This is a genomic window from Pseudomonas sp. H3_C08 (assembly GCF_054669455.1).
This window is the reverse complement of sequence record NZ_CP162803.1, coordinates 2,638,836-2,661,720: the sequence shown is the minus strand read 5'-3', so window position 1 is coordinate 2,661,720 and position 22,885 is coordinate 2,638,836. Positions and strand designations below refer to the sequence as shown.

24 protein-coding genes and 1 pseudogene are annotated in these 22,885 nt (G+C 60.1%); 8 read left to right on the top strand and 17 right to left on the bottom strand.

The genetic code is table 11. The features are described from left to right. Positions 1-80 precede the first annotated feature (80 nt). Positions 81-1,493, top strand: a complete 1,413-nt coding sequence (locus AB4N74_RS12130) for an MFS transporter (protein WP_460100404.1) — start codon at positions 81-83, stop codon at positions 1,491-1,493. A gap of 28 nt (positions 1,494-1,521) precedes the next feature. Here the strand turns inward: AB4N74_RS12130 and AB4N74_RS12125 are convergent, their stop codons facing one another. The 4 genes from AB4N74_RS12125 to AB4N74_RS12110 all read right to left on the bottom strand — a co-directional run bounded on the left by AB4N74_RS12125 (position 1,522) and on the right by AB4N74_RS12110 (position 4,837). Then, a complete protein-coding gene (locus tag AB4N74_RS12125; protein WP_095124590.1) occupies positions 1,522-2,937 on the bottom strand; it encodes a heavy metal sensor histidine kinase in 1,416 nt (471 codons plus the stop codon). After that, positions 2,934-3,605, bottom strand: a complete 672-nt coding sequence (locus AB4N74_RS12120) for a heavy metal response regulator transcription factor (protein ID WP_007918415.1) — start codon at positions 3,603-3,605, stop codon at positions 2,934-2,936. Before AB4N74_RS12120 ends, AB4N74_RS12125 begins: the two co-directional genes overlap by 4 nt. 9 nt (positions 3,606-3,614) lie before the next feature. Then, on the bottom strand, positions 3,615-3,872 hold the full coding sequence (locus AB4N74_RS12115) for a DUF2790 domain-containing protein (RefSeq protein ID WP_064389346.1): 258 nt from the start codon (positions 3,870-3,872) through the stop codon (positions 3,615-3,617). Positions 3,873-4,126: 254 nt separating this feature from the next. Beyond that, entirely contained in the window at positions 4,127-4,837 is a 711-nt protein-coding gene (locus AB4N74_RS12110; RefSeq protein ID WP_095047934.1) for a murein L,D-transpeptidase catalytic domain family protein, read from the bottom strand. A gap of 151 nt (positions 4,838-4,988) precedes the next feature. On the opposite strand from AB4N74_RS12110, the gene AB4N74_RS12105 reads away from it, so the two are divergent. Continuing rightward, a complete protein-coding gene (locus tag AB4N74_RS12105; RefSeq protein ID WP_460100399.1) occupies positions 4,989-6,605 on the top strand; it encodes a L,D-transpeptidase family protein in 1,617 nt (538 codons plus the stop codon). 3 nt (positions 6,606-6,608) lie between these two features. On the opposite strand, the gene AB4N74_RS12100 is transcribed toward AB4N74_RS12105, so the two are convergent. The 4 genes and pseudogenes from AB4N74_RS12100 to AB4N74_RS12085 all read right to left on the bottom strand — a co-directional run bounded on the left by AB4N74_RS12100 (position 6,609) and on the right by AB4N74_RS12085 (position 10,117). After that, positions 6,609-7,124, bottom strand: a complete 516-nt coding sequence (locus AB4N74_RS12100) for an HvfX family Cu-binding RiPP maturation protein (protein WP_257355407.1) — start codon at positions 7,122-7,124, stop codon at positions 6,609-6,611. Positions 7,125-7,573: 449 nt separating this feature from the next. After that, positions 7,574-8,204, bottom strand: a pseudogene (locus AB4N74_RS12095) (DNA-3-methyladenine glycosylase family protein). Next, positions 8,205-9,002, bottom strand: coding sequence for an isocitrate lyase/PEP mutase family protein (locus AB4N74_RS12090; RefSeq protein ID WP_460100396.1), 798 nt, complete (start codon positions 9,000-9,002; stop codon positions 8,205-8,207). A 32-nt stretch (positions 9,003-9,034) separates the two neighbouring features. After that, positions 9,035-10,117 (bottom strand): bifunctional transcriptional activator/DNA repair enzyme AdaA, encoded by a 1,083-nt coding sequence (locus tag AB4N74_RS12085; protein ID WP_460100393.1) that lies wholly within the window; start codon positions 10,115-10,117, stop codon positions 9,035-9,037. Positions 10,118-10,327: 210 nt separating this feature from the next. Between AB4N74_RS12085 and AB4N74_RS12080 the strand changes: the two genes are divergently transcribed. After that, entirely contained in the window at positions 10,328-10,741 is a 414-nt protein-coding gene (locus tag AB4N74_RS12080; RefSeq protein ID WP_320336590.1) for a VOC family protein, read from the top strand. On the opposite strand, the gene AB4N74_RS12075 is transcribed toward AB4N74_RS12080, so the two are convergent. Further along, positions 10,738-11,358 (bottom strand): LysE family translocator, encoded by a 621-nt coding sequence (locus AB4N74_RS12075; RefSeq protein ID WP_099756527.1) that lies wholly within the window; start codon positions 11,356-11,358, stop codon positions 10,738-10,740. The two genes, AB4N74_RS12080 and AB4N74_RS12075, sit on opposite strands and share 4 nt — an antisense overlap. A 274-nt stretch (positions 11,359-11,632) precedes the next feature. On the opposite strand from AB4N74_RS12075, the gene AB4N74_RS12070 reads away from it, so the two are divergent. The 3 genes from AB4N74_RS12070 (at position 11,633) to AB4N74_RS12060 (ending at position 15,399) form a co-directional block, all read left to right on the top strand. Continuing rightward, the gene (locus AB4N74_RS12070; protein WP_460100388.1) at positions 11,633-12,247 is read left to right on the top strand and encodes a biliverdin-producing heme oxygenase; all 615 of its coding nucleotides are present in this window, start codon (positions 11,633-11,635) and stop codon (positions 12,245-12,247) included. Further along, on the top strand, positions 12,244-14,481 hold the full coding sequence (locus AB4N74_RS12065) for an ATP-binding protein (RefSeq protein WP_257355402.1): 2,238 nt from the start codon (positions 12,244-12,246) through the stop codon (positions 14,479-14,481). The genes AB4N74_RS12070 and AB4N74_RS12065 overlap by 4 nt, the downstream gene beginning before the upstream one ends. A gap of 330 nt (positions 14,482-14,811) precedes the next feature. Continuing rightward, positions 14,812-15,399: a LysE family translocator gene (locus tag AB4N74_RS12060; RefSeq protein ID WP_093442549.1), complete on the top strand. Its 588-nt coding sequence runs from the start codon at positions 14,812-14,814 to the stop codon at positions 15,397-15,399. 117 nt (positions 15,400-15,516) lie between these two features. Here AB4N74_RS12060 and AB4N74_RS12055 read toward each other — a convergent pair whose 3' ends face one another. The 5 genes from AB4N74_RS12055 to AB4N74_RS12035 form a co-directional block, all read right to left on the bottom strand. After that, complete coding sequence (locus AB4N74_RS12055) at positions 15,517-15,825, bottom strand: antibiotic biosynthesis monooxygenase family protein (protein ID WP_460100385.1); 309 nt, start codon at positions 15,823-15,825, stop codon at positions 15,517-15,519. A 22-nt stretch (positions 15,826-15,847) separates the two neighbouring features. After that, positions 15,848-16,831, bottom strand: a complete 984-nt coding sequence (locus AB4N74_RS12050) for a zinc-dependent alcohol dehydrogenase family protein (RefSeq protein WP_460100382.1) — start codon at positions 16,829-16,831, stop codon at positions 15,848-15,850. 62 nt (positions 16,832-16,893) lie between these two features. Continuing rightward, positions 16,894-17,196, bottom strand: coding sequence for an ArsR/SmtB family transcription factor (locus AB4N74_RS12045; RefSeq protein ID WP_116254907.1), 303 nt, complete (start codon positions 17,194-17,196; stop codon positions 16,894-16,896). Between the two features lie 191 nt (positions 17,197-17,387). Further along, the gene (locus tag AB4N74_RS12040; protein ID WP_257355399.1) at positions 17,388-18,221 is read right to left on the bottom strand and encodes an AraC family transcriptional regulator; all 834 of its coding nucleotides are present in this window, start codon (positions 18,219-18,221) and stop codon (positions 17,388-17,390) included. Between the two features lie 35 nt (positions 18,222-18,256). Next, on the bottom strand, positions 18,257-18,760 hold the full coding sequence (locus AB4N74_RS12035) for a VOC family protein (protein ID WP_460100379.1): 504 nt from the start codon (positions 18,758-18,760) through the stop codon (positions 18,257-18,259). Positions 18,761-19,073: 313 nt separating this feature from the next. On the opposite strand from AB4N74_RS12035, the gene AB4N74_RS12030 reads away from it, so the two are divergent. Next, positions 19,074-19,325 (top strand): transmembrane sensor/regulator PpyR, encoded by a 252-nt coding sequence (locus AB4N74_RS12030; protein WP_460100376.1) that lies wholly within the window; start codon positions 19,074-19,076, stop codon positions 19,323-19,325. A gap of 153 nt (positions 19,326-19,478) precedes the next feature. Here AB4N74_RS12030 and AB4N74_RS12025 read toward each other — a convergent pair whose 3' ends face one another. From AB4N74_RS12025 to AB4N74_RS12015, 3 genes are all read right to left on the bottom strand, one after another. Beyond that, a complete protein-coding gene (locus AB4N74_RS12025) occupies positions 19,479-20,147 on the bottom strand; it encodes a class I SAM-dependent methyltransferase (RefSeq protein ID WP_460100373.1) in 669 nt (222 codons plus the stop codon). Between the two features lie 128 nt (positions 20,148-20,275). Then, positions 20,276-21,187 carry a carboxymuconolactone decarboxylase family protein gene (locus AB4N74_RS12020; RefSeq protein WP_460100370.1) on the bottom strand — a complete coding sequence of 304 codons (912 nt, stop codon included), beginning with the start codon at positions 21,185-21,187 and terminating at the stop codon, positions 20,276-20,278. A gap of 145 nt (positions 21,188-21,332) precedes the next feature. After that, positions 21,333-21,698, bottom strand: coding sequence for a DUF6124 family protein (locus AB4N74_RS12015; protein ID WP_460100367.1), 366 nt, complete (start codon positions 21,696-21,698; stop codon positions 21,333-21,335). Between the two features lie 631 nt (positions 21,699-22,329). On the opposite strand from AB4N74_RS12015, the gene AB4N74_RS12010 reads away from it, so the two are divergent. Beyond that, on the top strand, positions 22,330-22,722 hold the full coding sequence (locus AB4N74_RS12010) for a GFA family protein (RefSeq protein WP_460100364.1): 393 nt from the start codon (positions 22,330-22,332) through the stop codon (positions 22,720-22,722). Positions 22,723-22,885: the final 163 nt, after the last annotated feature.

Below are 22,885 nucleotides of genomic sequence, written 5' to 3'. Positions count from 1 at the left end.
TGAGTGCAAAGCATGCGTCTTGCGCCGTGTGTTGTCGAGGCTCAGGCTATGACGCATCACCTTTGCACTGCGAGCCTGCCATGCCCCAAGAACCCCTGAGCACTCCCGCCCGCTGGGCGCTGACCAGTCTGGCCTTATCGATGTTGATGCCTTCGCTGGACACCAGCATCGCCAACGCCGGGCTGCCGATTCTGGCGGCGGCGTTTGCGGCGACGTTTCAACAGGTGCAATGGATCGTGCTCGCTTACCTGTTGGCGATCACCACGTTGATCGTCAGCGTCGGGCGTCTGGGCGATGGTTTTGGTCGACGTCGACTGCTGTTGATCGGGATCGGCATTTTCACCAGCGCTTCGTTGGCCTGTGCGCTGGCTCCCGGACTGGGTTGGCTGATCGGCGCACGGGCGGTGCAAGGCGTTGGCGCGGCGATCATGTTCGCTTTGACAGTGGCGTTGGTGGCCGATGCGGTGCCGAAGACACGGGCTGGTAGTGCGATGGGCTTGCTGGCGACGATGTCGGCGACGGGCACCAGTCTTGGGCCGTCGTTGGGTGGGTTGTTGATGACGCATGTCGGCTGGCAGGCGATTTTCCTGCTCAACGTGCCGCTGGGCTTGCTCAATGTCTGGCTGGTGTATCGCTTTCTGCCGGCGGATCGCGCAGTTGGGCCGCGAATGACGTTCGATTATTCTGGCAGCGCGGTGCTGGTCTTCACGCTGGCGGCCTATGCGCTGGCAATGACGCTCGACGGTTTCATGTTGCCGCTGCTGCTGGCCAGTCTGGGCGGCGCTGGCTTGTTCTTCATGATCGAGAAGAAGGCCAAGGCGCCGTTGATTCGCTTGTCACTGTTCGCTGACCGGCGATTGAGCAGCAGCCTGGCGCTGACCTTGCTGGTGACGACCGTGATGATGACCACGCTGGTGGTGGGACCGTTTTACCTGAGTCGCGGATTGGGCCTCAGCAGTGCCGTGGTCGGCTTGGCGTTATCGGTCGGGCCGTTGTTGTCTGCGTTTGGCGGTGTGCCGGCCGGGCGTCTGGTGGACCGCTTCGGCGCGCGGCGCATCGTGCCGGGCGCGTTGCTCGCCATGGCCTGCGGTTGTGGCTTGTTGGCGCTGTTGCCGATGAGTCTGGGGTTGCCCGCCTATTTGCTGTCGATTGCAGTGGTCGCCGTCGGCTATGCGCTGTTTCAGGCGGCGAACAACACCGGGTTGATGGCCGGAGTTCGTCAGGAGCAACGCGGTGTGGTTTCGGCGATGCTTGGATTGGCACGTAATCTGGGGTTGATCACCGGGGCGGCTGTGATGGGTGCAGTGTTTGCGCTGGCGGCGGGCGATCCGACTCAGGCCCCTGCAACCGCCATTGCCAGCGGCTTGCACATCACTTTTGGCGTCGCGGTGGCATTGATGGCTATGGCTTTGATCATAAGCCGAGCGCAGTTCAACTGTAGGAGTGAGCCTGCTCGCGATAGCGGTGTGTCAGTTAATGAGGATGTTGGCTGAACCACCGCTATCGCGAGCAGGCTCACTCCTACAGGGGATTTGTGCTGTCTTGCCGGGCGGGGAAGAACAGTTCGAAGCAGGTGATGCCATCGGCACTGCTGACGCTATAGCGGCCCTGATGCAACTGCATGATGGTCGCGACGATTGACAAGCCCAAACCATTGGATTGCGCTGAGCGCTCGCGTGACTGATCGACGCGGTAAAAACGCTCGAACAGCCGCGCCAAATGTTCAGGGGCAATGGTTGTGCCCTGATTGCGTACCCGCAGATAACTGCCATCCAACTCGGCAATCGCTTCCACCTGCACCGTCGAATCCGCCGCACCGTACTTGATCGCATTGGCGCACAGGTTGGCCAGCGCACGGCGCAGCAGCATCGGTTCGGCCCAGATCACACCGCTACCACGAGCCTCAATGTACACCCCGACATCAGCCGCCAATCCTTCAAAATAATCGGCAATGCGCTGCATCTCATCCGCCGCGTCCAGCTCCTGGCGCTGGCTCAGCGCACTGGCCGGATCGGTGCGGGCGAGGAACAGCATGTTGTCGAGCATCCGCGTCAGCCGCTCAAGCTCTTCGACGTTAGAGGCGAGCAACTGCTGATAGGCCTCAATGCTACGGTTCTGCTGCAGCGCGACCTGGGTTTCGCCGAGCAGGTTGTTGATCGGCGTGCGCAACTCATGGGCCATGTCGGTGGACACCTGACTCAACTGCGTAAAGCCCTTGGCGAGGCGGTCGAGCATGGCATTGAAGGCTTCGATCATCGGCTGCAATTCTCGTGGTGCACCGCTGCTGGCAAGGCGTTCGCCAAGGTTGCCGACACCAATGCCATGCGCGTGTTTCGCCAGTCGTCGCAACGGCAGCAAACCGCGATACACCAGCAAACAGCCCACCACCGCCAGCAACAGTGCCGCCAGTGAGGCAAGGCCATAAACACTCAATCGGTAGTTGGCGAGCATCGCCGTGCGCTCGCTCATCAAACGCCCGGTGGTGACTTGCAAGTTGCCCAGTTCACCGGAATCGATACTCGCCGCCACCGCCGAAAACGGCACGCCGTCGACGCTCGGCAAGTGCTGCACGTCCTTGAGCGTCATCGGCTGGTCGCTGGGCACCGGCGGCAACGTAGGCGTGCTCAGATTGCCCGGATTGACCACCAGCAGCGGCGGTTGCCCCGGCGAGCCAATGGTCAGCAACGCTTCGCGATTACCAAGCATGTTCTGGAACAACGCCGGTTTGTTCTTGATCAATTCGAGGGTGTTGCTGTCATTGAGAAAGGTGCGCAACTGATCGACGCGGCTGACCAGTGAGATGTCGTCGCGGCGAATCAGTTGCGCTTCGAGTTCGCCGTACAGCGCGGCGCCGAGGCCGGCCAGCGAGGCGAACGCGAGCAGGGCAAACACCAGCGCCAGGCGCAGTGTCAGGGAATACGGGCGATGGGCGCTCATGGTTGCGTATCGAAGCGATAGCCGATGCCACGCACGCTATGGATCAGCTTGAGCTGGAACGGGTCATCGATCTTCGCCCGCAAGCGGCGCACCGCGACATCAACCACGTTGGTGTCGCTGTCGAAATTCATGTCCCACACCCGTGAAGCAATCAGCGAACGGGCGAGAACCTGGCCGGTATGAGTGGCGAACAACTGCAGCAACGCGAACTCTTTGTTGGTCAGGGTGATGCGCACCCCGGCGCGGCTTACGCGGCGTTTGAGCACGTCGATCTGCAGGTCGGCGACTTGCAATTGTTCGTCTTCATGGATCGGCCCGCGCCGCGTCAGGGTGCGCAGGCGCGCCACCAGTTCGGCGAAGGAAAACGGCTTGATCAGGTAATCATCAGCACCTAGTTCGAGGCCTTTGACGCGGTCAGCGATATCGTCGCGGGCGGTGAGGAACAGCACCGGCGTATCAGCTTCCTTGCGCAGCCGGCGCAGGACTTCCCAGCCATCCATTTTCGGCATCATCACATCGAGCACGATCACATCGAAACTGTGTTCCAGCGCCAGGTGCAGGCCGTCGGCGCCGTCACGGGCGAGGCTGACGCTGTAACCCAGTTCCTGCAAACCGTTGAGCAGGTAATTGCCGGCCTTGGGTTCGTCTTCGACAACCAGAATATTCATCGATCAGTCTCAATGGTCATTGATGCAACCGCTGCCTTGTACCTGATAGTCCAGCACATGTTCGCGGCCCTGATGGTCGAGGTAATTCAATTGCGCCGGGACCACGCCACACGCTTGTGAAATATCGGTGCTGGACAGGACTTTGTCGACATCCAGATTGACGTAGAAACCGGATTTGTCATGAATCACGGCGGTGTCGGGCATGTTCGCGGCGAACGCGCTGCCGGTGGCGAGGAGGGCGGTGAAGGCGAGCAGAAGGGTTTTCATGGTCAGTCACTCAGTGGTCGGAGTTGATCGGCATTGGCGCCGGGACAACTTCAGGCTACCGAGCGATCCGCACGGCAAACCGACAGCTGAATGACAAAGTTGTAATGAAACGGTGTACGAAGATTTTCCAGACTCAACTCAAATCCTTGTGGGAGCTGGCTTGCCAGCGATGAGGCCTGCACAGTCAAAATTTCATTGACTGATCCACCGCTATCGCTGGCAAGCCAGCTCCCACAGGGTTACAGGTTGTGCCGTCAGCTCGCGTGGGTGTTGAGGATGCTCGCCACCTGCTGCGGCTGGCAGTTCAGGTACGGCGACGACTTCAGCCAGCGCTGATCCGGGTACCACGAAAACATGAACTGGCCATTCTTCAACCGGTCGATCACCTGCTTGGCAATCTGCGGCCGCACTGCCGGGCAGCCCTGGCTGCGGCCGATGCGCCCCTGTTTCTTGCTCCACAACGGATTCACATAACTGGCGGCGTGAATGACGATCGCGCGATCGCGGGCCATGTCATTGAAACCCGGCTCCAGACCGTCCATGCGCAGCGAATAACCGTGGGTGCCGCTGTAGCTTTCCTGCGTGCGGAACAGGCCAAGGCTCGACTGGTAACTGCCTTCGACATTGGAAAACTGCGTAGCGAAGTTTTCCCCGGAGTTGGAGCCGTGGGCAACCAGATCGCGCAGCACCAGTTTCTTTTTGTTGAGGTCGAAGATCCACAGACGGCGTTCGGTGGATGGCTGCGAATAGTCGATGATCGCCAGATGGCGGGACGGTTTCGCACCGTTGTTGACCGCGCACTGCATGGCGTTCAACGCACCTTTCAGCGCTTGGGGATTGAGTTCTGGCGCGGCGTGCGCGAGGCTGGTGTAGAGAACCGGCGATGGTTTGCCGGCGGCAAAAACTGGACTGGTCACGACGAGAGCGGTGGCAGTCAACAGAAGTCGGCGCAAAAACGTCAACATTTTATAAAGTGTCCTCACTTGCTACTTATTTGGCACTTTGGCTCCTGACTCCCAGTCAATACCCGCAAGCCCGTCGATCGAGCCTGACTCTCAAGCGCACCTGATGTAAGGTTGGCCATCATCTGGACGGCCATGGATTGGAGTAAAGCAGTTGTTCAAAAAGTACGCATGCTACTTGAGCATTTGTTTGCTCGCTGCGCCGTTTGTCGCTTGTGCCGATGAGCCGCTGCCGCCGCTGGAAACACTGCCGACGCCACCGGCAGAAATGCCGGTCGAGCCGCAAAGTCCCTTGCAGGCAGTTTTGATCAGTCTGGCGCAGTCATGCCCGGCGATTGCCGCACATCTCAATGGCCCGGCGCTGACGCAATTGCAGGCCTTCTATCAGCAGCAGGACTGGATGCCGGTGTGGGCGAGTGAATCTGCGCGATTGCCGATGTTGCAGGCGCAATTACAGTTGTTGGCCGATGATGGCCTCAATCCAAAACGCTATCCGATCGCGACCACAGCGCCGCAGGATGGCGAGTTGTGTGCCGACATCGACATCAGCCGCAACTACCTCCAGGCCCTGCAGGATCTGCATTACGGAAGCCTGCTGCAATCACACTTCGAACCGCTGTGGCATGCCGACGCCACCCCACGCGACCGTCAGGCGGAATTGTTGGCCATCGCGGTACCGGGCATGCACCACATTCCCGCCGCGTTCGAACTGGCCCGACCGCGCCTGGCGCAATATCAGGACCTGCGTCAGCTCTACGCTGCGCAACGGCTCAAAGCCTTGCCGCAATGGCAGTCGGTGGGCAGCGGGCCGCTGTTGCGCCCGGCCATGGAAGACAAACGCGTGCCGGAACTGGCCCAGCGTCTTTACAACGAAGGTTATCTGACTCAGGTCGTTGGTACGCCCGGCAATGCTTATGACGGCGTGCTGGTCGACGCCGTGAAGAGTTTTCAGGCCAACCATTCGCTGCAGGCTGACGGTGTAGTCGGGCCGGGCACGATTGCCGAACTCAACATCAGTCCGCTGACCCGTCGCGAGCAGTTGCGGGTCAACCTCGAACGTTTCCGCTGGATGGCTCAGGACATGGAGCCCGATGGCTTGCTGGTCAACGTCGCCGCCGCGGAACTGACGCTGTATCAGGGCGGCGTACCGGTGTGGCAGACGCGCACTCAGGTGGGCCGAGCCGAACGCCAGACGCCGCTGCTGAAATCGCGGGTGACACGCCTGACCCTGAACCCGACCTGGACCGTGCCGCCGACCATCTGGAAAGAAGACAAGCTGCCGGAAATCCGCAAGGACCAGACCTTCCTCAGCCGGCAGAACCTGCAAGTGCTCGACGCCAACGGGCAGCCGCTGGCGGCGGCGGACATCGATTGGGACAACCCCGGCAACATCATGCTGCGTCAGGACGCCGGGCCGCGTAATCCGTTGGGGCAAATGGTCATCCGCTTCCCCAACCCGTTCTCGGTGTACCTGCACGACACGCCAAGCAAGGCGCTGTTCGAAAAAGGACCACGCGCTTTCAGCTCCGGTTGCGTGCGGGTCGAACACCCAATGCAACTGCGTGATCTGCTGCTCACCCCGGCGGAAAAGGCCCGCACCGAAACCTTGCTGGCCACCGGCACCACTCACGAATTTCGCTTGTCGGCACCGGTGCCGATCCTGATGACCTACTGGACGGCCCAGGTCGACAGCAGCGGCCGCGTGCGCTACTCACCGGACATCTACAGTCGCGATAGCGCGTTGCTGGTGGGGCTTGATCGAGCGCACTGAGCCTCAGCGGGTGCTTCGGTTCCAGAACACCCGCGCCAGCCACGCATCGACACTCAACTTGCCCGCCCCGGCGAACACCAGCGGCAGTAGCGCGGCCAGGTAAATCGCCGGCAGCTTGAAGTTGCCGAAGCCTTTGTTGGTGATCGCATACCCCTGCGCCAGTTCGCTCAGTGACGACCAGTCTGCGGGCCAGTGCACGGCGGCGGTCGCCACGACGGTGACCACGATCAGCGAAACCGCCGAAATGCGCGTGCCGAAGCCAAGCAGAATCGCCAGTGCGCAGATCAGTTCGGCCCACATCGACAGTTCCCAGTTCAGCGTTGCCGGCAGTTGATCGAATGGGAAGGGGAATCTGTCCTGGATGTCTTCGAACCAGTTCTGCCCGTTGAGTTTCTCCAGCCCGGATTCGAAGAATTCCCAGGCGATGAACAGGCGCAGCGTCAGAGGGGCGAGCCAGGTGCCGGCGCGGTCGAGGTTCAGGTGCAGGGCTTTGATGGCGGTTGAAAGGGTGGCGGTCATGATGCAGCTCCGGTGAGTTGAGTGAAATCGACCGGGGCATTTCAGCGTTGGGGTGTATCGGGTGTGTGTCGACGGTGTGGGGATTGTGCTTTTGGTGTGTCTGCGGCTTCGGGATATACAGTGCGATACAGTCAAAGGTCCCTCACCCCAGCCATCTCCCGGAGGGAGAGGGGGCTGACCGAGTTGTCTTGCGTCATCCATCGACCTGAGAAATCCGGTCGATTATGGATCTAAGTTTTGGCGATCATGGATTCACAGACGCTATTTCAGGTCGGCGTAAAATCTCCCATCTCCCCCAATCAGTCCTCTTTGCCTCTGGGAGAGAGCTAGTGAGGGCAGTCGATTATAGGTTTGAGAAGTCTTGTCGATCGTGGATTCACAGATGCTATTTCAGGTCGGTGTAAATCTCCAATATCCCCCAATCAGTCCCCTCTACCTCTGGGAGAGGGCTAGGGTGAGGGCAACGGTTTAGGCACCCGCCACAAATACCACGCCGCCACCGTTCGATAAGGGCTCCACCCCCAATCCAATCTCAACCATCTGCCTGCGCGTAGGCTGCACCTCCAACCCCTTCAAGCGCCGATAACCCTCACGCACACCAAAGTCATCCGCCGGCAAAATATCCATGCGTTCCAGGCTGTAAATCAGCAACATCTCCACCGTCCAGCGACCGATCCCGCGCAAACTGACCAAACGTTCGATCAACGCCTCATCGTCCATCGCCAGCGCCGTGGTGTAATCCGGCACCACGCCATCCAGCGTCGCCTGAGCAATCCCCTGAATCGTCGCAATCTTGCTCGCCGAAAATCCGCAACCGCGCATGCGCTCAAAATCCGTCGCCAGAACCTGCTCGGGACGAGGAAACGTCTGCCCAGGAAACAACCCCACCAGCCGCCCGACAATCGCATCGCCGGCCTTGGCATGCAGCTGCTGATAAGCAATCGCCCGCACCAGCGATTCATAAGGATCACGCGCTGGATGCGGTTGATGCAGGCACGGACCCACCGCTGCGACATGGCGCTGCCAGTCCGGATCAAGCGCGGCCAGAAACACGCTGGCCGCTTGATAGTCGTCAGCCATTTATTTCAGCAAGCCGTTGACTTCGCCGTAGGTGAACGCCTTGAGGTCATGGCTGTCGAGTTTGCCGCTGGCCAGAAAGCTTTTCACCAGCCCGCCCATCGCGCCATAGAGGAATTCGGCAATGCCGGAGCCGGCGCTCAAGCGGCGTACGCCCAGTGCTTGCAGTTCTTCGGGCGAAGGCAGGCAAGCGAAACCAAGCACGTTGACTGGCAGCGCAGAGCCTTTGCAGATGGCCTCGATTTCATAGGCCGACGTCACGCCCGCCGCGAACAACCCATCCGCTCCGGCCGCTTGATAGAGCGCCGCGCGGTGCAGAGTTTCGGCGACGCGATCCTCGGCCGGCACAAGGCTTTTCAGATAAACGTCAGTGCGCGCATTGATGAACAGCTGCACCTCGCGCTTGTTGGCCACCTGACGTGCGACTTCGATCTTGCGCACCAGCACCTCCGGATCGGCAGAACCGTCCTCGATATTGATGCCCACGGCACCCGCCGCGATCACCGCATCCAGCACTTCGGCCACGCGCCCGAGGTCATCGGAGTAACCGGCTTCAACGTCCACAGTCAACGGCACGCTGATCACCCGGGCGATGGCTTCTACCGTCGACACCAGCCGTTCGAGGGGCAGAGCGTTGCCGTCCGGATAACCGTGGGCCCAGGCCACCGCCGCACTGCTGGTGGCCACGGCTTTACCGCCCAGGTGCTCGACCAGTCGCGCACCGGTGGCGTCGCCGACATTGGTCAGCATCAACAGGCCTTGCTGGTGCAACTGGTGAAACTGCGTAGCGAGCGCGTTCATCAAAAATCCTTCTTGTCAGTTGATTCGATTCGTCAGAATGCCAGTTGTTGGGTGAGCTGCACGGCGGCGTTTTCCAGTCGCAGCAGAAACGCTTTGCGCGGCTGCCCACCACCATAGCCGGTCAGCGAGCCATCCGCGCCGATCACGCGATGACAAGGCACCACAATCGACAGCCGATTGTGCCCGTTGGCCAGGCCGACCGCGCGACTGGCGCCGGGTTTGCCCAAACCGGCGGCGATGGCGCCGTAGGTGCTGGTGTGGCCGTAAGGGATTTGCAGCAGCGCCGACCAGACCTGCCGGGCGAACTCGCTGCCGGGCAGGTGCAATGGCACGGTAAAGGTATTCAGCTGGCCGGCGAAATACTGCGCCAGTTGCGCCTCGATCTGCTGCAAATGCGCGTTGTGCCCCGGCGCGACCGCATAGCCGTAGCGGTGTTGCAGTTCTTCGACTTCGCGGGTCAGCGCCGGGCGATCAAGAAATTCCAGCAACACCAGGCCGCGGCGTTCGGCCATGGCGATCATCGGCCCCAGCGGCGTGGTCAACCGGGTGAACAGCAGCGGCTCGCTGTGTCCGGCGCGGCCCGGGGTGATGTGGAAGGACTTCTGGAAGGCATCGCGAAAACCGCTGAGCGATTCGTAGCCTGAATCAAACGCAGCATGATCAATCGAGATGCCTTGCTTGATCCCGCCCAGCGCCATGCCCAAGCGGCGCGTACGCAGCCACGCATGGAAGGTCATGCCGAAATGCTGCTTGAACCAGCGCCGCAGCTTCAGCGGCTCGATGCCTTCAGCGAGCAATTGTGCGTCGCTCCAGCGCACCTCCGGATCGGCGTCCACGGCGTTGAGCAGCCGTTGCACCCAGTCCGGGGCGATGGCTGCGGCATCCAGTGGTTTGCAGCGCAGGCAGGCGCGATAGCCCGCCGACAGGCAGTCGTCGGCGTGGGCGAAGAACTCGACGTTCTCCGGTTTCGGTTTGCGCGCCGTGCAACTGGGGCGGCAGAAGATCCCGGTGGTTTTCACGGCCGTGAAGAACACGCCCTCGTAGGCAGTGTCGCGTTCGAGCATGGCGCGAACCATTTCGGCGTGGGGCGGCAGGACAGCGGTTTGTATGTTCATGGTTCGAGAGTAAAACCAGATACTCGATGGCTCCACCGAAAAATCGACAGTGAATTTTCAAATCCCCTGAACTACCGTGTAGGAGCTGCCGCAGGCTGCGATCTTGATCGTTCCCACGCTCTGCGTGGGAATGCAGCCCGGGACGCTCCGCGTCCCAAAATCCCAGATCGCCGCTATCGGCAGCTCCTACCGTTTGTTGAGGTGTGCCCGATGCATCCGTTTTCCATCCAACACATTGATCACATCGTCTTGCGCGTCGCCGACCTGCAACGCAGCATCGACTTCTACGGCCAGGTGTTCGGCGCCGAAGTGGTCAAGCGCAACGAACCGTTGGGCCTGATACACCTGCGCGCCGGCACCTCGATGATCGACCTCGTCGACCTGCAAGGCGAACTCGGCCGCAAGGGCGGCGGGGCGGCCGGCAGCGAGCGGCGTAACGTCGATCACTTCTGCCTGCGCATCGAGCCGTTCGACGAAGAAGTACTGCGCGCGCACTTGCAATCCTTCGGCTTGAGCGTGGCCAAAGCCGAGTCACGCTTCGGCGCCGAGGGCAAAGGGCTGTCGCTGTACTGCGTCGACCCGGACGGCAATCAGGTCGAACTCAAAGGCCCGTCCGAGGCTTAAGCGCGTTTGGCCAGCAACAGCACCGAAGCCGCTGCCGACAGCAGGCCTGCGCAGCAACGATTGAAGATCCGTTTGCCGCGCGGCTCGGCGAACCAGCGGCGCATGTGCAGGCCCATCCACGCGTAGGCGCTGATGGCGATCCACTCCAATAAAAGGAACAGCACGCCGAGTACGGCGAATTGCGCCGCCACCGGGCGCGCCGGGTCGACGAACTGCGGCAGAAACGCGGTGAACAACAGGATCGCCTTCGGATTGCCCGCCGCCACCAGAAACTCCTGTCGTGCTAAAGCAAAGAAGCCAACGGTCCCGCCTGTTACTTGCTGCTCGGCCTCGGGATTGGCCCGCCACAACTGCCAGGCCAGGTACAACAGATACGCCGCGCCGACGATCTTGATCGCATGGAACAACCATTCCGAAGTCTGCAACACCACTGAGAGACCGGCACCGGCCAGTGCGATCATCCCGGCGAACGCCAGAATCCGCCCGATACCCGCCGTGCAGGCACGGCGAAAGCCATAACGCGTGGCGTTGCTGACCGACAGCAGATTGTTTGGCCCGGGGGCCATGTTCAGGGCGAAGCAGGCCGGAAGAAACAGGATGAGCGTGGCGAGATCCATGACAGCACTCCAGAAACGACAGCAATATTTTTATCACAGCCTCTAGCCGCCTAGACCCATACAGTCACGCGGCGCTGTCGCGGTACAGCGCCCGGCGCCGTTGGGCAACGCGGTCGAACTTTTTGCAGATGCCTTCACTCTGAAAGACTCAGAGGGTGATAGTTTCGGCAGAAATATCTATCCGGCCGGTCAGAAACCGCGATAGCCGTGTAAAATTTCACCGACGTGCATTCACCCCGTTTGGCCCCCGGCGGCCCCACCAAGAGCGATCTACATGCAAGCAAAGGCCCGTGAAGTTTATGTGCCACCGGTGCTGCAAGATCTGCGAGCCGGCACTGCCGAACTGCACATCGCACTGGAAAAACGCCTTCCTTTTTTCTCCGATACCCTCGATACCCAGGCTTTTGTGCGGTTGATGCAGGCTTATTACGGCTTCTATCTGCCGCTGGAAAACGCTTTGCTCCGCAGTGATGCAATTCCAGCCGATTTTGATCTGACGCCTCGACTCAAAGCGCCAACCTTGCGCACTGATCTGCACGCGCTGGGCGTATCTGCCGAAGCGCTGCAAGGCCTGCCGCAGTGCGAGCAGTTGCCGGTGATCGACTCAAGCTCCGCCTGCCTTGGCGTGCTCTACGTCCTTGAGGGCGCGACGCTGGGCGGGCAGATTCTGCGCCGGGAAATCTCGACGCGGTTAGGCCTGGAAGCCGATAACGGCGCGGCTTTTCTCGATATCTACGGCGCCGCCACGGGCCGGCGCTGGCGTGACTTTATCGAATACCTCGGCAGTCGGCCAATGAGCGCCGCCGAGCGCGGCGCTGTCGTCACCGCCGCACAAACCACATTCAGCTGTTTCGAGCGCTGGCTCGAAAGCCGGGAGGTACTGGCATGAACCCGCAAGACAAAGAAGCCTTTGAAGAACTGCTGGCCAACTGTGCCGACGAGCCGATTCGTTTCCCCGGTGCGATCCAGCCCCACGGCTTGCTGTTGACCCTGAGCGAACCTGCATTGGCGATCATTCAGGTCAGCGCCAACGTCGAAAGCCTGCTGGCCCGGGTGCCGCAAAGCCTGATCGGCCAGCCACTGGAAAGCCTGATCGGCGACGCCGAAGCGGCGCAAGTGCGCGAAGCTTTACTGCAACCGTCGCTGTCCGATGTGCAGCCGCTGCGCTTCAGGCTCAACGGCACGGCATTCGAGGGTTTGCTGCACCGCCATCAAGGTGTGCTGATTCTGGAGCTGGAAATCCACGTGGAAAATTTCCAGCCGCGCAATATCGCCGGCAATCAAACGCATCTGGGGCGCATGCTCCAGCGTCTGCAGGCGGCCACCACGTTGCAGGCGCTGTATGACATCAGCGTCAAGGAAATTCAGGCCATGACCGGTTACGACCGGGTGTTGATCTATCGTTTCGAGGAGGAGGGCCACGGTCAGGTGATCGCCGAAGCCTCCGACCCGTCGATGGAAGTGTTCAATGGCCTGTTTTTCCCGGCGTCGGACATTCCCGAACAGGCGCGCGAGCTGTATCGCACCAACTGGCTGCGGATCATCCCCAATGCCGACTACCAACCGGTGCCGCTGGTGCCGAAGTTGCGCCCGGACACGAACACGCCGCTGGACCTGAGTTTTGCCACCCTGCGCAGTGTGTCGCCGATCCACTGCCAGTACATGAAAAACATGGGCGTGTTGTCGTCGATGAGCATTTCCCTGCTCAAGGGTGACAAGCTCTGGGGTTTGATCAGCTGCGGCAATCGTCAGCCACTGCACGTGCCGCACGAATTGCGTGCGGCGTGCCAGACCATCGGTCAAGTGCTGTCGCTGCAGATCAGCGCCATGGAAGCGCTGGAGATCAGCCGCCAGCGTGAAGAAAAAGTCGAAGCGTTGGCGCTGCTCAATCAAGCGATGATCGATTCGCCGCAGAATGTCTTCGACGGTCTGGCCAATCAGCCGCAGACCCTGATGGCGCTGACCAATGCCGGCGGCATCGCAATCATCGAAGACAAACAACTGCACCGCTACGGCAACTGTCCGGAGCCGGAAGAAATCCGCGCCTTGCACAAATGGCTGCAGGACAGCGGCGAGCCAGTGTTTGCCAGTCATCACCTGGCCAGCGTCTACCCGCCGGCCGCGCAGTATCAACAGGTGGCCAGCGGCGTGCTCGCCATGAGCCTGCCGAAACCGGTGGACAACGGCGTGTTCTGGTTCCGTCCCGAGGTCAAGGAGAACATCAATTGGAGCGGCGATCCGCGCAAGCCGCTGGACCTGGAAAACTCCGACGCCGGCCTGCGCTTGCGCCCGCGCACCTCGTTCGAAATCTGGAAGGTCGAGATGGCCGGGATCTCCACCAAGTGGAGCCACGGTGATCTTTTCGCCGCCAATGATCTGCGCCGTTCGGCACTGGAAAACGATCTGGCACGCCAGGTGCGCCGTGAGCAGGAAGCGGTGCGCGCCCGCGATGAGCTGGTGGCGGTGGTGTCGCACGATCTGCGTAACCCGATGACCGTGATCTCGATGCTCTGCGGCATGATGCAGAAGGCTTTCAGCTCCGACGGCCCGCACACTTCGCGCCGGATCTCCACGGCGATCGACACCATGCAACAGGCCGCCGGCCGCATGAACACGCTGTTGGAGGACTTGCTCGATACCTCGAAAATCGATGCCGGGCGCTACTCCATCACCCCGCAGAAACTCGACGTCGGGCAGATGTTCGAGGAGGCGCAGGCGTTGCTCGCGCCGCTGGCGCTGGACAAGGACATCAGCATTTCTTTCGCCGCTGACCCCGATCTGCGTATCCATGCTGACCCCGAGCGGCTGTTTCAGGTGCTGTCTAATCTGGTCGGCAACGCGATCAAGTTCACCCCGCGCCTGGGCACGGTGGGCGTGCATGCCACGTCGGTCGGCGATGATATCGTTTTCACCGTGCGCGACAGCGGCGAGGGCATTCCCAAGGAACATCTGCCGCACGTCTTTGACCGTTACTGGACGGTGAAAGAGGGCAATCCGACCGGCACCGGTCTGGGCTTGTACATCACCCAAGGCATCGTCGAAGCTCATGGCGGGCGGATCTTCGCCGAGAGCGAACCGGGGCAGGGCAGCGAGTTCCGCTTCACCGTGCCGCGTTTGGACTGAACACAGCTTTTATGTGGGAGCGAGCGTGCTCGCGAATGGGGTCGTCCTGGCAATGCAGTGATGAATGACCCACCGCTTTCGTCGGAACGCCGCCCGGAGCAGGCTCGTTCCCACAGGGGATTTGTGTCGTTTGATCGTTCCCACGCTCTGCGTGGGAATGCCTCAACGGACGCTCTGCGTTCGGCTCTGGAAGGGACGCGGAGCGTCCCGGGCTACATTCCCACGCAGAGCGTGGGAACGATCAGGATCACAGGGGCATTTTCTTCAATACCGAGGACCAGGTGCTCGCTACCGTGAGCACCTTGTTCCTCGATTTGAAGCAGGTGTGCGATGAGTCTGATTGTTTCCATGGCGGCGTTTGCGCTGGCGGCGTCCATCACGCCGGGGCCGGTGAATATCGTGGCGTTGAGTTCCGGGGCGCAGTTCGGTTTTCGCGCCAGTCAGCGGCATGTTGCCGGAGCGACGCTGGGGTTTGTGCTGTTGCTGGTGTTGATGGGCCTGGGTCTGCACGAGGTGCTGAAACTCTGGCCATTCATGACCCGTGTGGTGCAACTGGCCGGCGTGGCGTTTCTGCTGTTCATGGCGTGGAAACTGGCCATGGATGACGGGCAGTTGAATGCCGGTGAGTCAGGGCGGGCGCCATCGATGCTGTATGGCGCCGTGATGCAATGGCTCAACCCGAAAGCCTGGCTGGCATGCGTCGCGGGTATGGGCGCGTTTGTCGCCGATGGCGAGGCGCGGCTGGTGTGGCAGTTTGCAGCGGTGTATCTGGTGATCTGTTATCTGTCGGTCGGCTGCTGGGCGTATGCCGGGACGTTTTTGCGTGGGTATTTGAGCAATGCGGTAGGGATGCGCTGGTTCAATCGGGTGATGGCGGGGTTGTTGGCACTCAGTGCAATTTACTTGTTGTTCACTTGACCCTGTGGGAGCGAGCTTGCTCGCGAAAGCGGTGTGTCAGTTAATGGATGTGCTGACTGTTCCACCGCATTCGCGAGCAAGCTCGCTCCCACATTGATTGGGCGTCACTGCCGCAGATTAGTTGAACGGCTGCTGAAACGCACCACCTTCGATGTGCCAGACCTTCGGCTCGTCCGAAAAATAATCTTCCAGCCCCAGCATGAATAACCGATGGTCCTCACTCGCTTCAAACCCCGGCGTGTGATCCTCAAGCGATTGCCAGCGCACGATCAGATTGAACACCTCCGGCGTTTCGATTCCTGGCGCGAGCAGGTGGCCGACGTAACCCTTGGCGCGTTTGAGCAACGGCTCGACCTCGGTAAACGCACGCCGAAACGCTTCAGTTTGTTCTTTGTGAACGGGTAGCAGAGCGATCTCGTAAACCATGATGTTCTCCTCGGGACTGAATTCAGCGATTGGCGAGTTCGGGCGACGGCGCGACGGCAATCGCGATCTTCCCTTGAACGCCGTTGTTGGGCGTCTCCAGCCGGGTGTGGGCGAGGCCGATGTCGGCCAGCGCATAGACTGCGCCAACGTGTGGGCGCAACTGCCCGTTCGCAATCAACGCACTCAACTCGTCGAGCTTGCCGCGATTCTGTCGGGTGAACACGAAGTGGTAACTGGCGTTCTTGCCCCAGGCTTGAATCAGGTTCTGTGGCTGGGCAAGGTCTACGATCGATACCACGCGGCCAAGCTGTGCGAGGGCGTCGGGGCTGCGCGTCAAGGTGTTGCCGCCGATGGTGTCGAAGACGACGTCGACGCCGCGGCCATCGGTTTCCCGCAGGATCGCTTCGACGTAATCTTCCTTTTCGTAATCGATCAGCACATCGGCGCCCATCTGCCTGGCGAACTCGAAATTGCCTTCACGCACGGTGGTGAACACCTTCGCGCCGATGGCTTTGGCCAATTGAATTGCGACATGACCGACACCGCCCGCACCGCCATGAATCAGAATGTTCTCACCGACTCTGAGCGCTGCCCGCACGACGAGCGCTTCCCACGCCGTTCCGCCAACCAGGCTCAGGCTTGCCGCTTCAAGGTGGCTCAACGTGGCAGGCTTTTTCCCGACAATGGTTTCGGCCGCCACGTGGTACTCGGCGTAACTGCCCGGACCGTCGAATATTTGCGGGGTGTACCAGACTTCGTCACCCGGCACGAACGCCGTCACCCCCGGGCCGACCGCTTCGACAACGCCAGAGACGTCGTGCCCGGTGATGGCGGGGAGGGGCACCAGATCGGCATAGTCGCCACGGCGCACCTGATAATCCAGCGGGTTGATGGAGGTCGCGTGCACCCGTACCAGTACTTCTCCGGCTTGTGGCTCTGGTTTGGGCACGTCGCACAGTTCGAACGATTGCGCGCCGCCAAATGATGTAAGGATCATCGCTTTCATTGCATTGCCTCGTTTCGGTAAAAAGGGATATCGGGAATTCTCGATATCGTGGGGGTAAAAAATTACAGCTCGCTGCCGATGATCTCGGCCAGCGCGCTGATCGCTGCTTCGTTGCGTTTGTAATAGGTCCACTGCCCAATACGCCTGACTTCGACCAGGCCGGCGCGTTGCAGCGTCGCCAGGTAATCGGACACCGTCGACTGCGACAGCCCGACGCCTTCCTGAATACTGCTGACGCAAACGCCCACCGTGTGCACGTCACCTTCGTCTTGGGGAGGAAAGTATTTCTCGGGATCCTTCAAGCCTTTGAGGATTTCCAGGCGTGTGCGGTTCGAGAGGGCTTTGAAGATTTCGAGTAGTTCCATGCCGCGACGATATCGGAATTTACCGATATGTCAATATCTGAATGTGTTGGCCAGCGACGTGTCATCTGACCCTGTGAGAGCGAGCTTGCTCGCGAAGGCGCTGTGTCAGTCAATGGATGTGCTGACTGTTCAACCGCATTCGCGAGCAAGCTCGCTCCCACAGGGGGCAGTGTTGAGTTTCAGATGAGGTGTCAGCCGCGATATTGCCCGGGTGTGGCCGCCAAATGCTGCTTGAACGCCCGCTGAAAATGCGCCTGATCGGCAAACCCGGCTTCCAGCGCCACATCCGCAATCAACTGCCCGCCGCGCAAACGCTCGCGGGCGAACTGGATGCGTTGGTTGACCAGAAACGCGTGGGGCGTCATGCCGTAATGCTGTTTGAAGGCGCGGATCAGGTAGGACGGTGAAAGCTGTGCAGCAGCGCAGATGTCGTCGAGGTTGAGCACCTCGGTGCAGTGCTCGCGGATGAAATCGGCAGCGCGTTCCAGTTTGAAATTGGGTTCGCGCAGAGAGGGGGCGGCGGGGTTCAAACGCAGTTGCAGATCGCTGAAAAACTCTACCGCAGCGCTTTGCTTGTGCAGCACATCCTGTTGCGGGTCGACCAACGTTTGATACAGCCCGTTCAGTTCGTTGAAAAGCGCAGTGTCATCAAGGTGTGTGGTGGAAAAACGCCGCAACTCAAGATCACCGGCAAAGCCCAACTGATGCTGCAAATCCGTCAGCCACGGCGTCTCGACGTACAGCATCACATACGACCACGGCTGATCATCGATCGGATTACACGCATGTACATCGCCGGGATTCATCAGCACCACGGTGCCCGCCGCGACCTCGAACTGCGCCTGTTCATGCACATAAGTACTGCGCCCGGCGGTGATCGCGCCAATGGAAAAATGCGCATGGGAATGCCGGGCGTAGCAGACCTCGCGGCCATCGGCGATGGCCCGCGCTTCAATGAACGGCAGCGCCGCGTCACGCCAGAAGCGCGGGGCTTTTTCAGGGTGTTTGGCGGCAGCGTGTTTCATCGTTGTTATTCCCGGCAGGCCAGGGCGCCAGTGTATTAGCTCTTGCCGGCAAAGGCCCGTTCGAGTTCGGCAATGTCGAGTTTTTTCATCGTGAACATGGCCTGCACCGCTCGCTGCGATTTGCTGGTGTCGGCATCCAGCATCATCTGCATGAACGCCACCGGCACGATCTGCCACGACACGCCGAACTTGTCCTTGAGCCAACCGCATTGCTGGGCTTCGACGGGGCCACCCTCCGACAAATTGCCCCAGAAATGGTCGACTTCTTCCTGGTTCTGGCAATTGACTTGGAACGAGATCGCCTCGCTGAACTTAAACATCGGCCCACCGTTGAGGCCGGTGAAGGTCTGGCCATCGAGTTCGAAACTGACGGTCATCACCGCACCTTCCGGCTTGCCGTGAAATTCCTGGCCGACCTTGCTGTAGTGGGTCAGGCCGGTGATTTTCGAGTGATCGAAGATTGAGCAGTAAAACTTCGCAGCGGCTTCGGCCTGATCGTCGAACCACAGGCAGGGCGTGAGCTTTTGAAAGCGTTGCATGGCAGTCATCCTCGGCAGGTTAGACACGCAGGATTTACAGCGTAGCCAGTCCTTGGTCGATTGCCGATGCCGTAGATCGACAATTGTTGAGCATTGGAACTCCCGACGACGGAGACACCGAGCCGCAGACCGGCTTTTCCTTACGTGCCTTGCTGTAGTCGTAATGACGAGGTTTCGGGTCGAATTGACTGCGTCCGGCTTGTGTCAAATTGACTCGTTATCGTGCAACTAACTGATTTAATTGAATTGAAAATCTGGCACGAGACTTGATGTACTCAACTGACCTAAACGAACCGCTCAGGAGTACGCCACCATGCTCACTTTCTTTGAAAGCCCGCTGAACGTTCTGCACCTTTCGAGCCAAATCCTCGTTGCTGGTCTGCTCATGTTGCTGGCCGGCATCTACGGCGCATATCTCTACAACGGCCACATGCCGATTGCGCTGCTGGTGGCGATGCATTCGCTGACCATCCTCGGCCCGACCCTGATCAAGATCGGCTACGTCATGCGCCTGCTGGCGCAATACCGAATCCGTGGTCCGCAGGTGATCCCGCAAACCGCGTAATTCCTTTGGGATTACTTGGATATGTTGTCAACGCAAAAACCTGTAGGAGTGAGCCTGCTCGCGATGGCGTCGGGACAGTCTGCACTTGTATTGCCTGAAATACCGCTATCGCGAGCAGGCTCACTCCTACAATGATCAGCGGTGTTCTGGAAGTCAGCGGCGCTCAGCCACCATCAGCAATGACTGCGGCAGCGGACTTTGCGGGTGTTGTGGCTCTTGCAGGCTGGCCAGTTGGAACCCGGCCATATCCAGCGCATTCAGCCAACTCGATAACGTGCGGAAATACCACGGCATCGGCTGCCACTGGCCTTTGAACCCGGCGAAGGATTCTTCGCGCCAGCCATCCTGATAATCGCCTGCCGCCACAGCCCACGGATGCAAGGTCTGAATGACCAGCGCGCCGCCGGGAACCAGCAATGTATGCATCGCCGCAAGCAGCGGAATAATGTCCTGATGCAGCAGCGAGAAGTTGGCGCAAACCAGATCGTAGTCGCGACCGATGTCGACCGTCTCATCGACCAGCGTGTCATAGCTGGCGACATGCACCCGCGCCGCCCCCGCCAAACGCGCCGCTTCAATAAGCCGCGCATCGCCATCCACCCCGACGACATCAATCCCGCGATCCGCCAGCGCCCGCAACAACCAGCCTTCACCACAGCCGAGGTCCAGCACACGCTGCGGCTGCCGGCTCATGATCGCCAGCAGAATCGCTTGATCGGTCACCTGCTGACGGCTTTCGATGGCGCCGCTGCGGATCACTTCGATCCAGGCATCAGCGTTGTCGTGCCAGCTCTGCAAAAGGCTGGTTTCGGGGGAAGGCATGGCGGTGTCCCGACTTCTGAAAAACCACAGTATGGACGCTGATCGCAAGCCAGGGTTTGTAGATCAGCGCACCCACACAACTCCGAACGCCGATTTTTTGAGAAATCGATATCAGGCTCATTTTTCGGTCATTTTTTCGAAGCCGCCAAAGCCTCTTTGAGCGCTGCATTTGCACGCTCGGCGGTTTGCGCATCACCGTGCTTTTTCAGCAGCTCAGTGACCTCGGCCAACTGTGCCGCGCTGAGCCCGACGCGCAGGCTTGCCGCCATATGTGCGCGCAGTTGCGATTCCACGCCCGGCGTCGCTGCCAGGGCCCCGACAGTCGCCAGTTCACGGCTTTGCCAGTCAAGGTTGTCGCGCTCGAAGATGTCGCCGAACAGGTGGGTTTGCAGGAACCGGTTGATCACCGGGGCGAACTCGAACACCGGGCCTTTGACCGGGGCGCCCGAAATTTTCGTTTGATTCGCGGTGCCGCTGGCCAGCAGTTCATCCCCAACTGGAATCGCCCGGCCCGGCTCACGCCCCGGCGCATCTTCGATGCCGCGTTGTTTGCGTGCCTGCACCACGGTCATCAGCTCGTTCAAGGCATTGAGGCTGCGCGGGAACCCGACGTAAGCGTAGAGCTGCACGAGAATTTCCCGGGTTTCGCTGATGGTCAGGCCGGCGTCGAGTGCCTGGTTGAGCGCCGAGTTGAGGTTGGGCATGTCGCTGGTCGCCATGAACGCGGCAATCAGTGGAATCGTCTGTTGTTTACTCGACAGGGCTTGTGCTGTGGTTTGCGGAGTAGTCATGGATTGCGGTGCCTCGGCTGCTTGAGTGGTAGCGCTGAACATCGACCCAACGCTCAGGCAGAACGCCATGAGTGCGGGGAGGGCAGCGCTGCTGCGTGTGTCAGTGGCCATCGTGAAAGGCTCCATCCTTTGCGGTGCTGCGATGTCCTGAGTATCCGTGGTCGGTCCATAACCATGGTTCAAGCCCATGCAACCAACGCCGAGGGCGGATACTTCGAGTGGACGGTTGCCGCGTGTGCGCTTGTGCATGTCGATCTCCCTTTGGGCGTGGGGAGAACAGTAGGCGAGGTGGCTGGTGAGGACTAGACGGGTAAATCGGGATGGCTTGATGAGTTCTGCTCATCAATCCACGGAATGAGTGAAGGGGTATCCCTGCACTCATTCGTTTGGGTGACTACTTTGGTACGCGCAGCTTGTCCAGCAGGCGATTGACCAGCAGCTCGTTCAGCATGATCACCTGTTGCAGCGCCAGCAGCGGTTTGCGCTCCGGGCCGCCTATCGAGTTGGCGATGTTACCGGCCATGGAGTGGGCGTAGGAAAGCGACTCACAGGCTTCGACCAACAGGGTTTCGTCATCCAGCGTGGGGTCGACGAGGTAGACGGGGCGAAACTTGGGTGAGCTTGGCGGCGCCCCTAGTGCTTCGGGCCGGAGGTAGTAGTCGAGGGCGCGGTCGGTTGCTTCTTTGACCTTTTGCGGGTTGAGCGCGGGGTCGTGAGGGATTGGATCGGTGGGTGGCGGATTTGGCGTGATTTTGAACATGGATGAAACTCCTATCGCAGTTTAAGGAGCCATCACTCTCGCTACCAAACGAGTGGGTGGTGGCCATACGCGGGTTGGTAGACCGGCTGCAATAGGAACCCGGCGCTCACGAGTGAGCCCCACGCATGACCACCATTGAACTGAGCCTCCACAAAGAGAAAGCACAGGGTGTCGTCACACGGCTATTACAGACGGGCTACCAAACCCGATCACTGTTTTGCAGTGACAGGCAAACGATATAGCCCGGCCCATAGCCGTGTAAGCCGGCGGATTCTGGCGTACGCGTAGGTAACGACGCAAGGTGTTGTAGGGAGGATGGCGTAACGGTTTGTGTGCTTTAAACGTGATCACTGGATGACGTTTACACATGGGCAATGTCGGTTGGTGGCGGCTTTCTGTTTTGCGTGAGTCTGTGAGATTTTTCCCCCTCACCCCAGCCCGCTCCCCCAAGGGGGCGAGGGGGAGAGGGAGTCGATCTTTGTGCTCTTCAAACCTGAGTTCGACTCGGTATTTCAAGTCGGTGCAACTTGCACATTCAGCGCGGTCAGTTCCCTCTACCTCTGGGAGAGGGTTAGGGTGAGGGCTGTCGTCTGGGTTATCGGTAATTTCGGATCTGAAGAGGAGGTGCGACATGGATCGATTGACCGGCGGTTGCCTATGCGGCGATGTCCGTTTCGAAGTGATAGGTCAGCCCTACCGAGTCGGCATCTGCCACTGCCTCGACTGCCGCAAACGCCACGGCGCGCTGTTCGGCACCTCGGCCATATTTCCCGAGGATGCGTTGAAGGTCACCGGCGAAATGCGCGACTACAACGGGCGCTTTTTCTGCCCGCGCTGCGGCTCTCCGGTGTTCGCGCGTTCGGCAGATGAAGTAGAGGTCAGCGTCGGATCGCTGGATGAGCCTAATCAGTTCAAACCCACCTACGAACTCTGGACCATCCGCCGCGAGTCGTGGCTGCCGGCGCTGCCACTGGCTCACCACTACGAGCGTGATCGTGAAAGCACGGAGCGTACAGAGGATTAGAGGGGGCAGAAAACTTCTGGGACTTGGAATGGAGTGAGGATTTTTGGCATGTCACATAGTCCCTGTGGGAGCGAGCTTGCTCGCGAAGGCGTCGTGTCAGTCGACATCAATGTTGAAAGTAATGACGCTTTCGCGAGCAAGCTCGCTCCCACAGGGTGCAGTG

What these genes read in the sequence shown, in the direction of transcription:
- AB4N74_RS12130 (WP_460100404.1), top strand. Translation starts at nt 81, where the DNA reads ATGCCCCAAGAACCCCTGAGCACTCCCGCCCGCTGGGCGCTGACCAGT.
- AB4N74_RS12125 (WP_095124590.1), bottom strand. Translation starts at nt 2,937, where the DNA reads ATGAGCGCCCATCGCCCGTATTCCCTGACACTGCGCCTGGCGCTGGTG.
- AB4N74_RS12120 (WP_007918415.1), bottom strand. Translation starts at nt 3,605, where the DNA reads ATGAATATTCTGGTTGTCGAAGACGAACCCAAGGCCGGCAATTACCTG.
- AB4N74_RS12115 (WP_064389346.1), bottom strand. Translation starts at nt 3,872, where the DNA reads ATGAAAACCCTTCTGCTCGCCTTCACCGCCCTCCTCGCCACCGGCAGC.
- AB4N74_RS12110 (WP_095047934.1), bottom strand. Translation starts at nt 4,837, where the DNA reads ATGTTGACGTTTTTGCGCCGACTTCTGTTGACTGCCACCGCTCTCGTC.
- AB4N74_RS12100 (WP_257355407.1), bottom strand. Translation starts at nt 7,124, where the DNA reads ATGACCGCCACCCTTTCAACCGCCATCAAAGCCCTGCACCTGAACCTC.
- AB4N74_RS12090 (WP_460100396.1), bottom strand. Translation starts at nt 9,002, where the DNA reads ATGAACGCGCTCGCTACGCAGTTTCACCAGTTGCACCAGCAAGGCCTG.
- AB4N74_RS12085 (WP_460100393.1), bottom strand. Translation starts at nt 10,117, where the DNA reads ATGAACATACAAACCGCTGTCCTGCCGCCCCACGCCGAAATGGTTCGC.
- AB4N74_RS12080 (WP_320336590.1), top strand. Translation starts at nt 10,328, where the DNA reads ATGCATCCGTTTTCCATCCAACACATTGATCACATCGTCTTGCGCGTC.
- AB4N74_RS12075 (WP_099756527.1), bottom strand. Translation starts at nt 11,358, where the DNA reads ATGGATCTCGCCACGCTCATCCTGTTTCTTCCGGCCTGCTTCGCCCTG.
- AB4N74_RS12070 (WP_460100388.1), top strand. Translation starts at nt 11,633, where the DNA reads ATGCAAGCAAAGGCCCGTGAAGTTTATGTGCCACCGGTGCTGCAAGAT.
- AB4N74_RS12065 (WP_257355402.1), top strand. Translation starts at nt 12,244, where the DNA reads ATGAACCCGCAAGACAAAGAAGCCTTTGAAGAACTGCTGGCCAACTGT.
- AB4N74_RS12060 (WP_093442549.1), top strand. Translation starts at nt 14,812, where the DNA reads ATGAGTCTGATTGTTTCCATGGCGGCGTTTGCGCTGGCGGCGTCCATC.
- AB4N74_RS12055 (WP_460100385.1), bottom strand. Translation starts at nt 15,825, where the DNA reads ATGGTTTACGAGATCGCTCTGCTACCCGTTCACAAAGAACAAACTGAA.
- AB4N74_RS12050 (WP_460100382.1), bottom strand. Translation starts at nt 16,831, where the DNA reads ATGAAAGCGATGATCCTTACATCATTTGGCGGCGCGCAATCGTTCGAA.
- AB4N74_RS12045 (WP_116254907.1), bottom strand. Translation starts at nt 17,196, where the DNA reads ATGGAACTACTCGAAATCTTCAAAGCCCTCTCGAACCGCACACGCCTG.
- AB4N74_RS12040 (WP_257355399.1), bottom strand. Translation starts at nt 18,221, where the DNA reads ATGAAACACGCTGCCGCCAAACACCCTGAAAAAGCCCCGCGCTTCTGG.
- AB4N74_RS12035 (WP_460100379.1), bottom strand. Translation starts at nt 18,760, where the DNA reads ATGCAACGCTTTCAAAAGCTCACGCCCTGCCTGTGGTTCGACGATCAG.
- AB4N74_RS12030 (WP_460100376.1), top strand. Translation starts at nt 19,074, where the DNA reads ATGCTCACTTTCTTTGAAAGCCCGCTGAACGTTCTGCACCTTTCGAGC.
- AB4N74_RS12025 (WP_460100373.1), bottom strand. Translation starts at nt 20,147, where the DNA reads ATGCCTTCCCCCGAAACCAGCCTTTTGCAGAGCTGGCACGACAACGCT.
- AB4N74_RS12020 (WP_460100370.1), bottom strand. Translation starts at nt 21,187, where the DNA reads ATGCACAAGCGCACACGCGGCAACCGTCCACTCGAAGTATCCGCCCTC.
- AB4N74_RS12015 (WP_460100367.1), bottom strand. Translation starts at nt 21,698, where the DNA reads ATGTTCAAAATCACGCCAAATCCGCCACCCACCGATCCAATCCCTCAC.
- AB4N74_RS12010 (WP_460100364.1), top strand. Translation starts at nt 22,330, where the DNA reads ATGGATCGATTGACCGGCGGTTGCCTATGCGGCGATGTCCGTTTCGAA.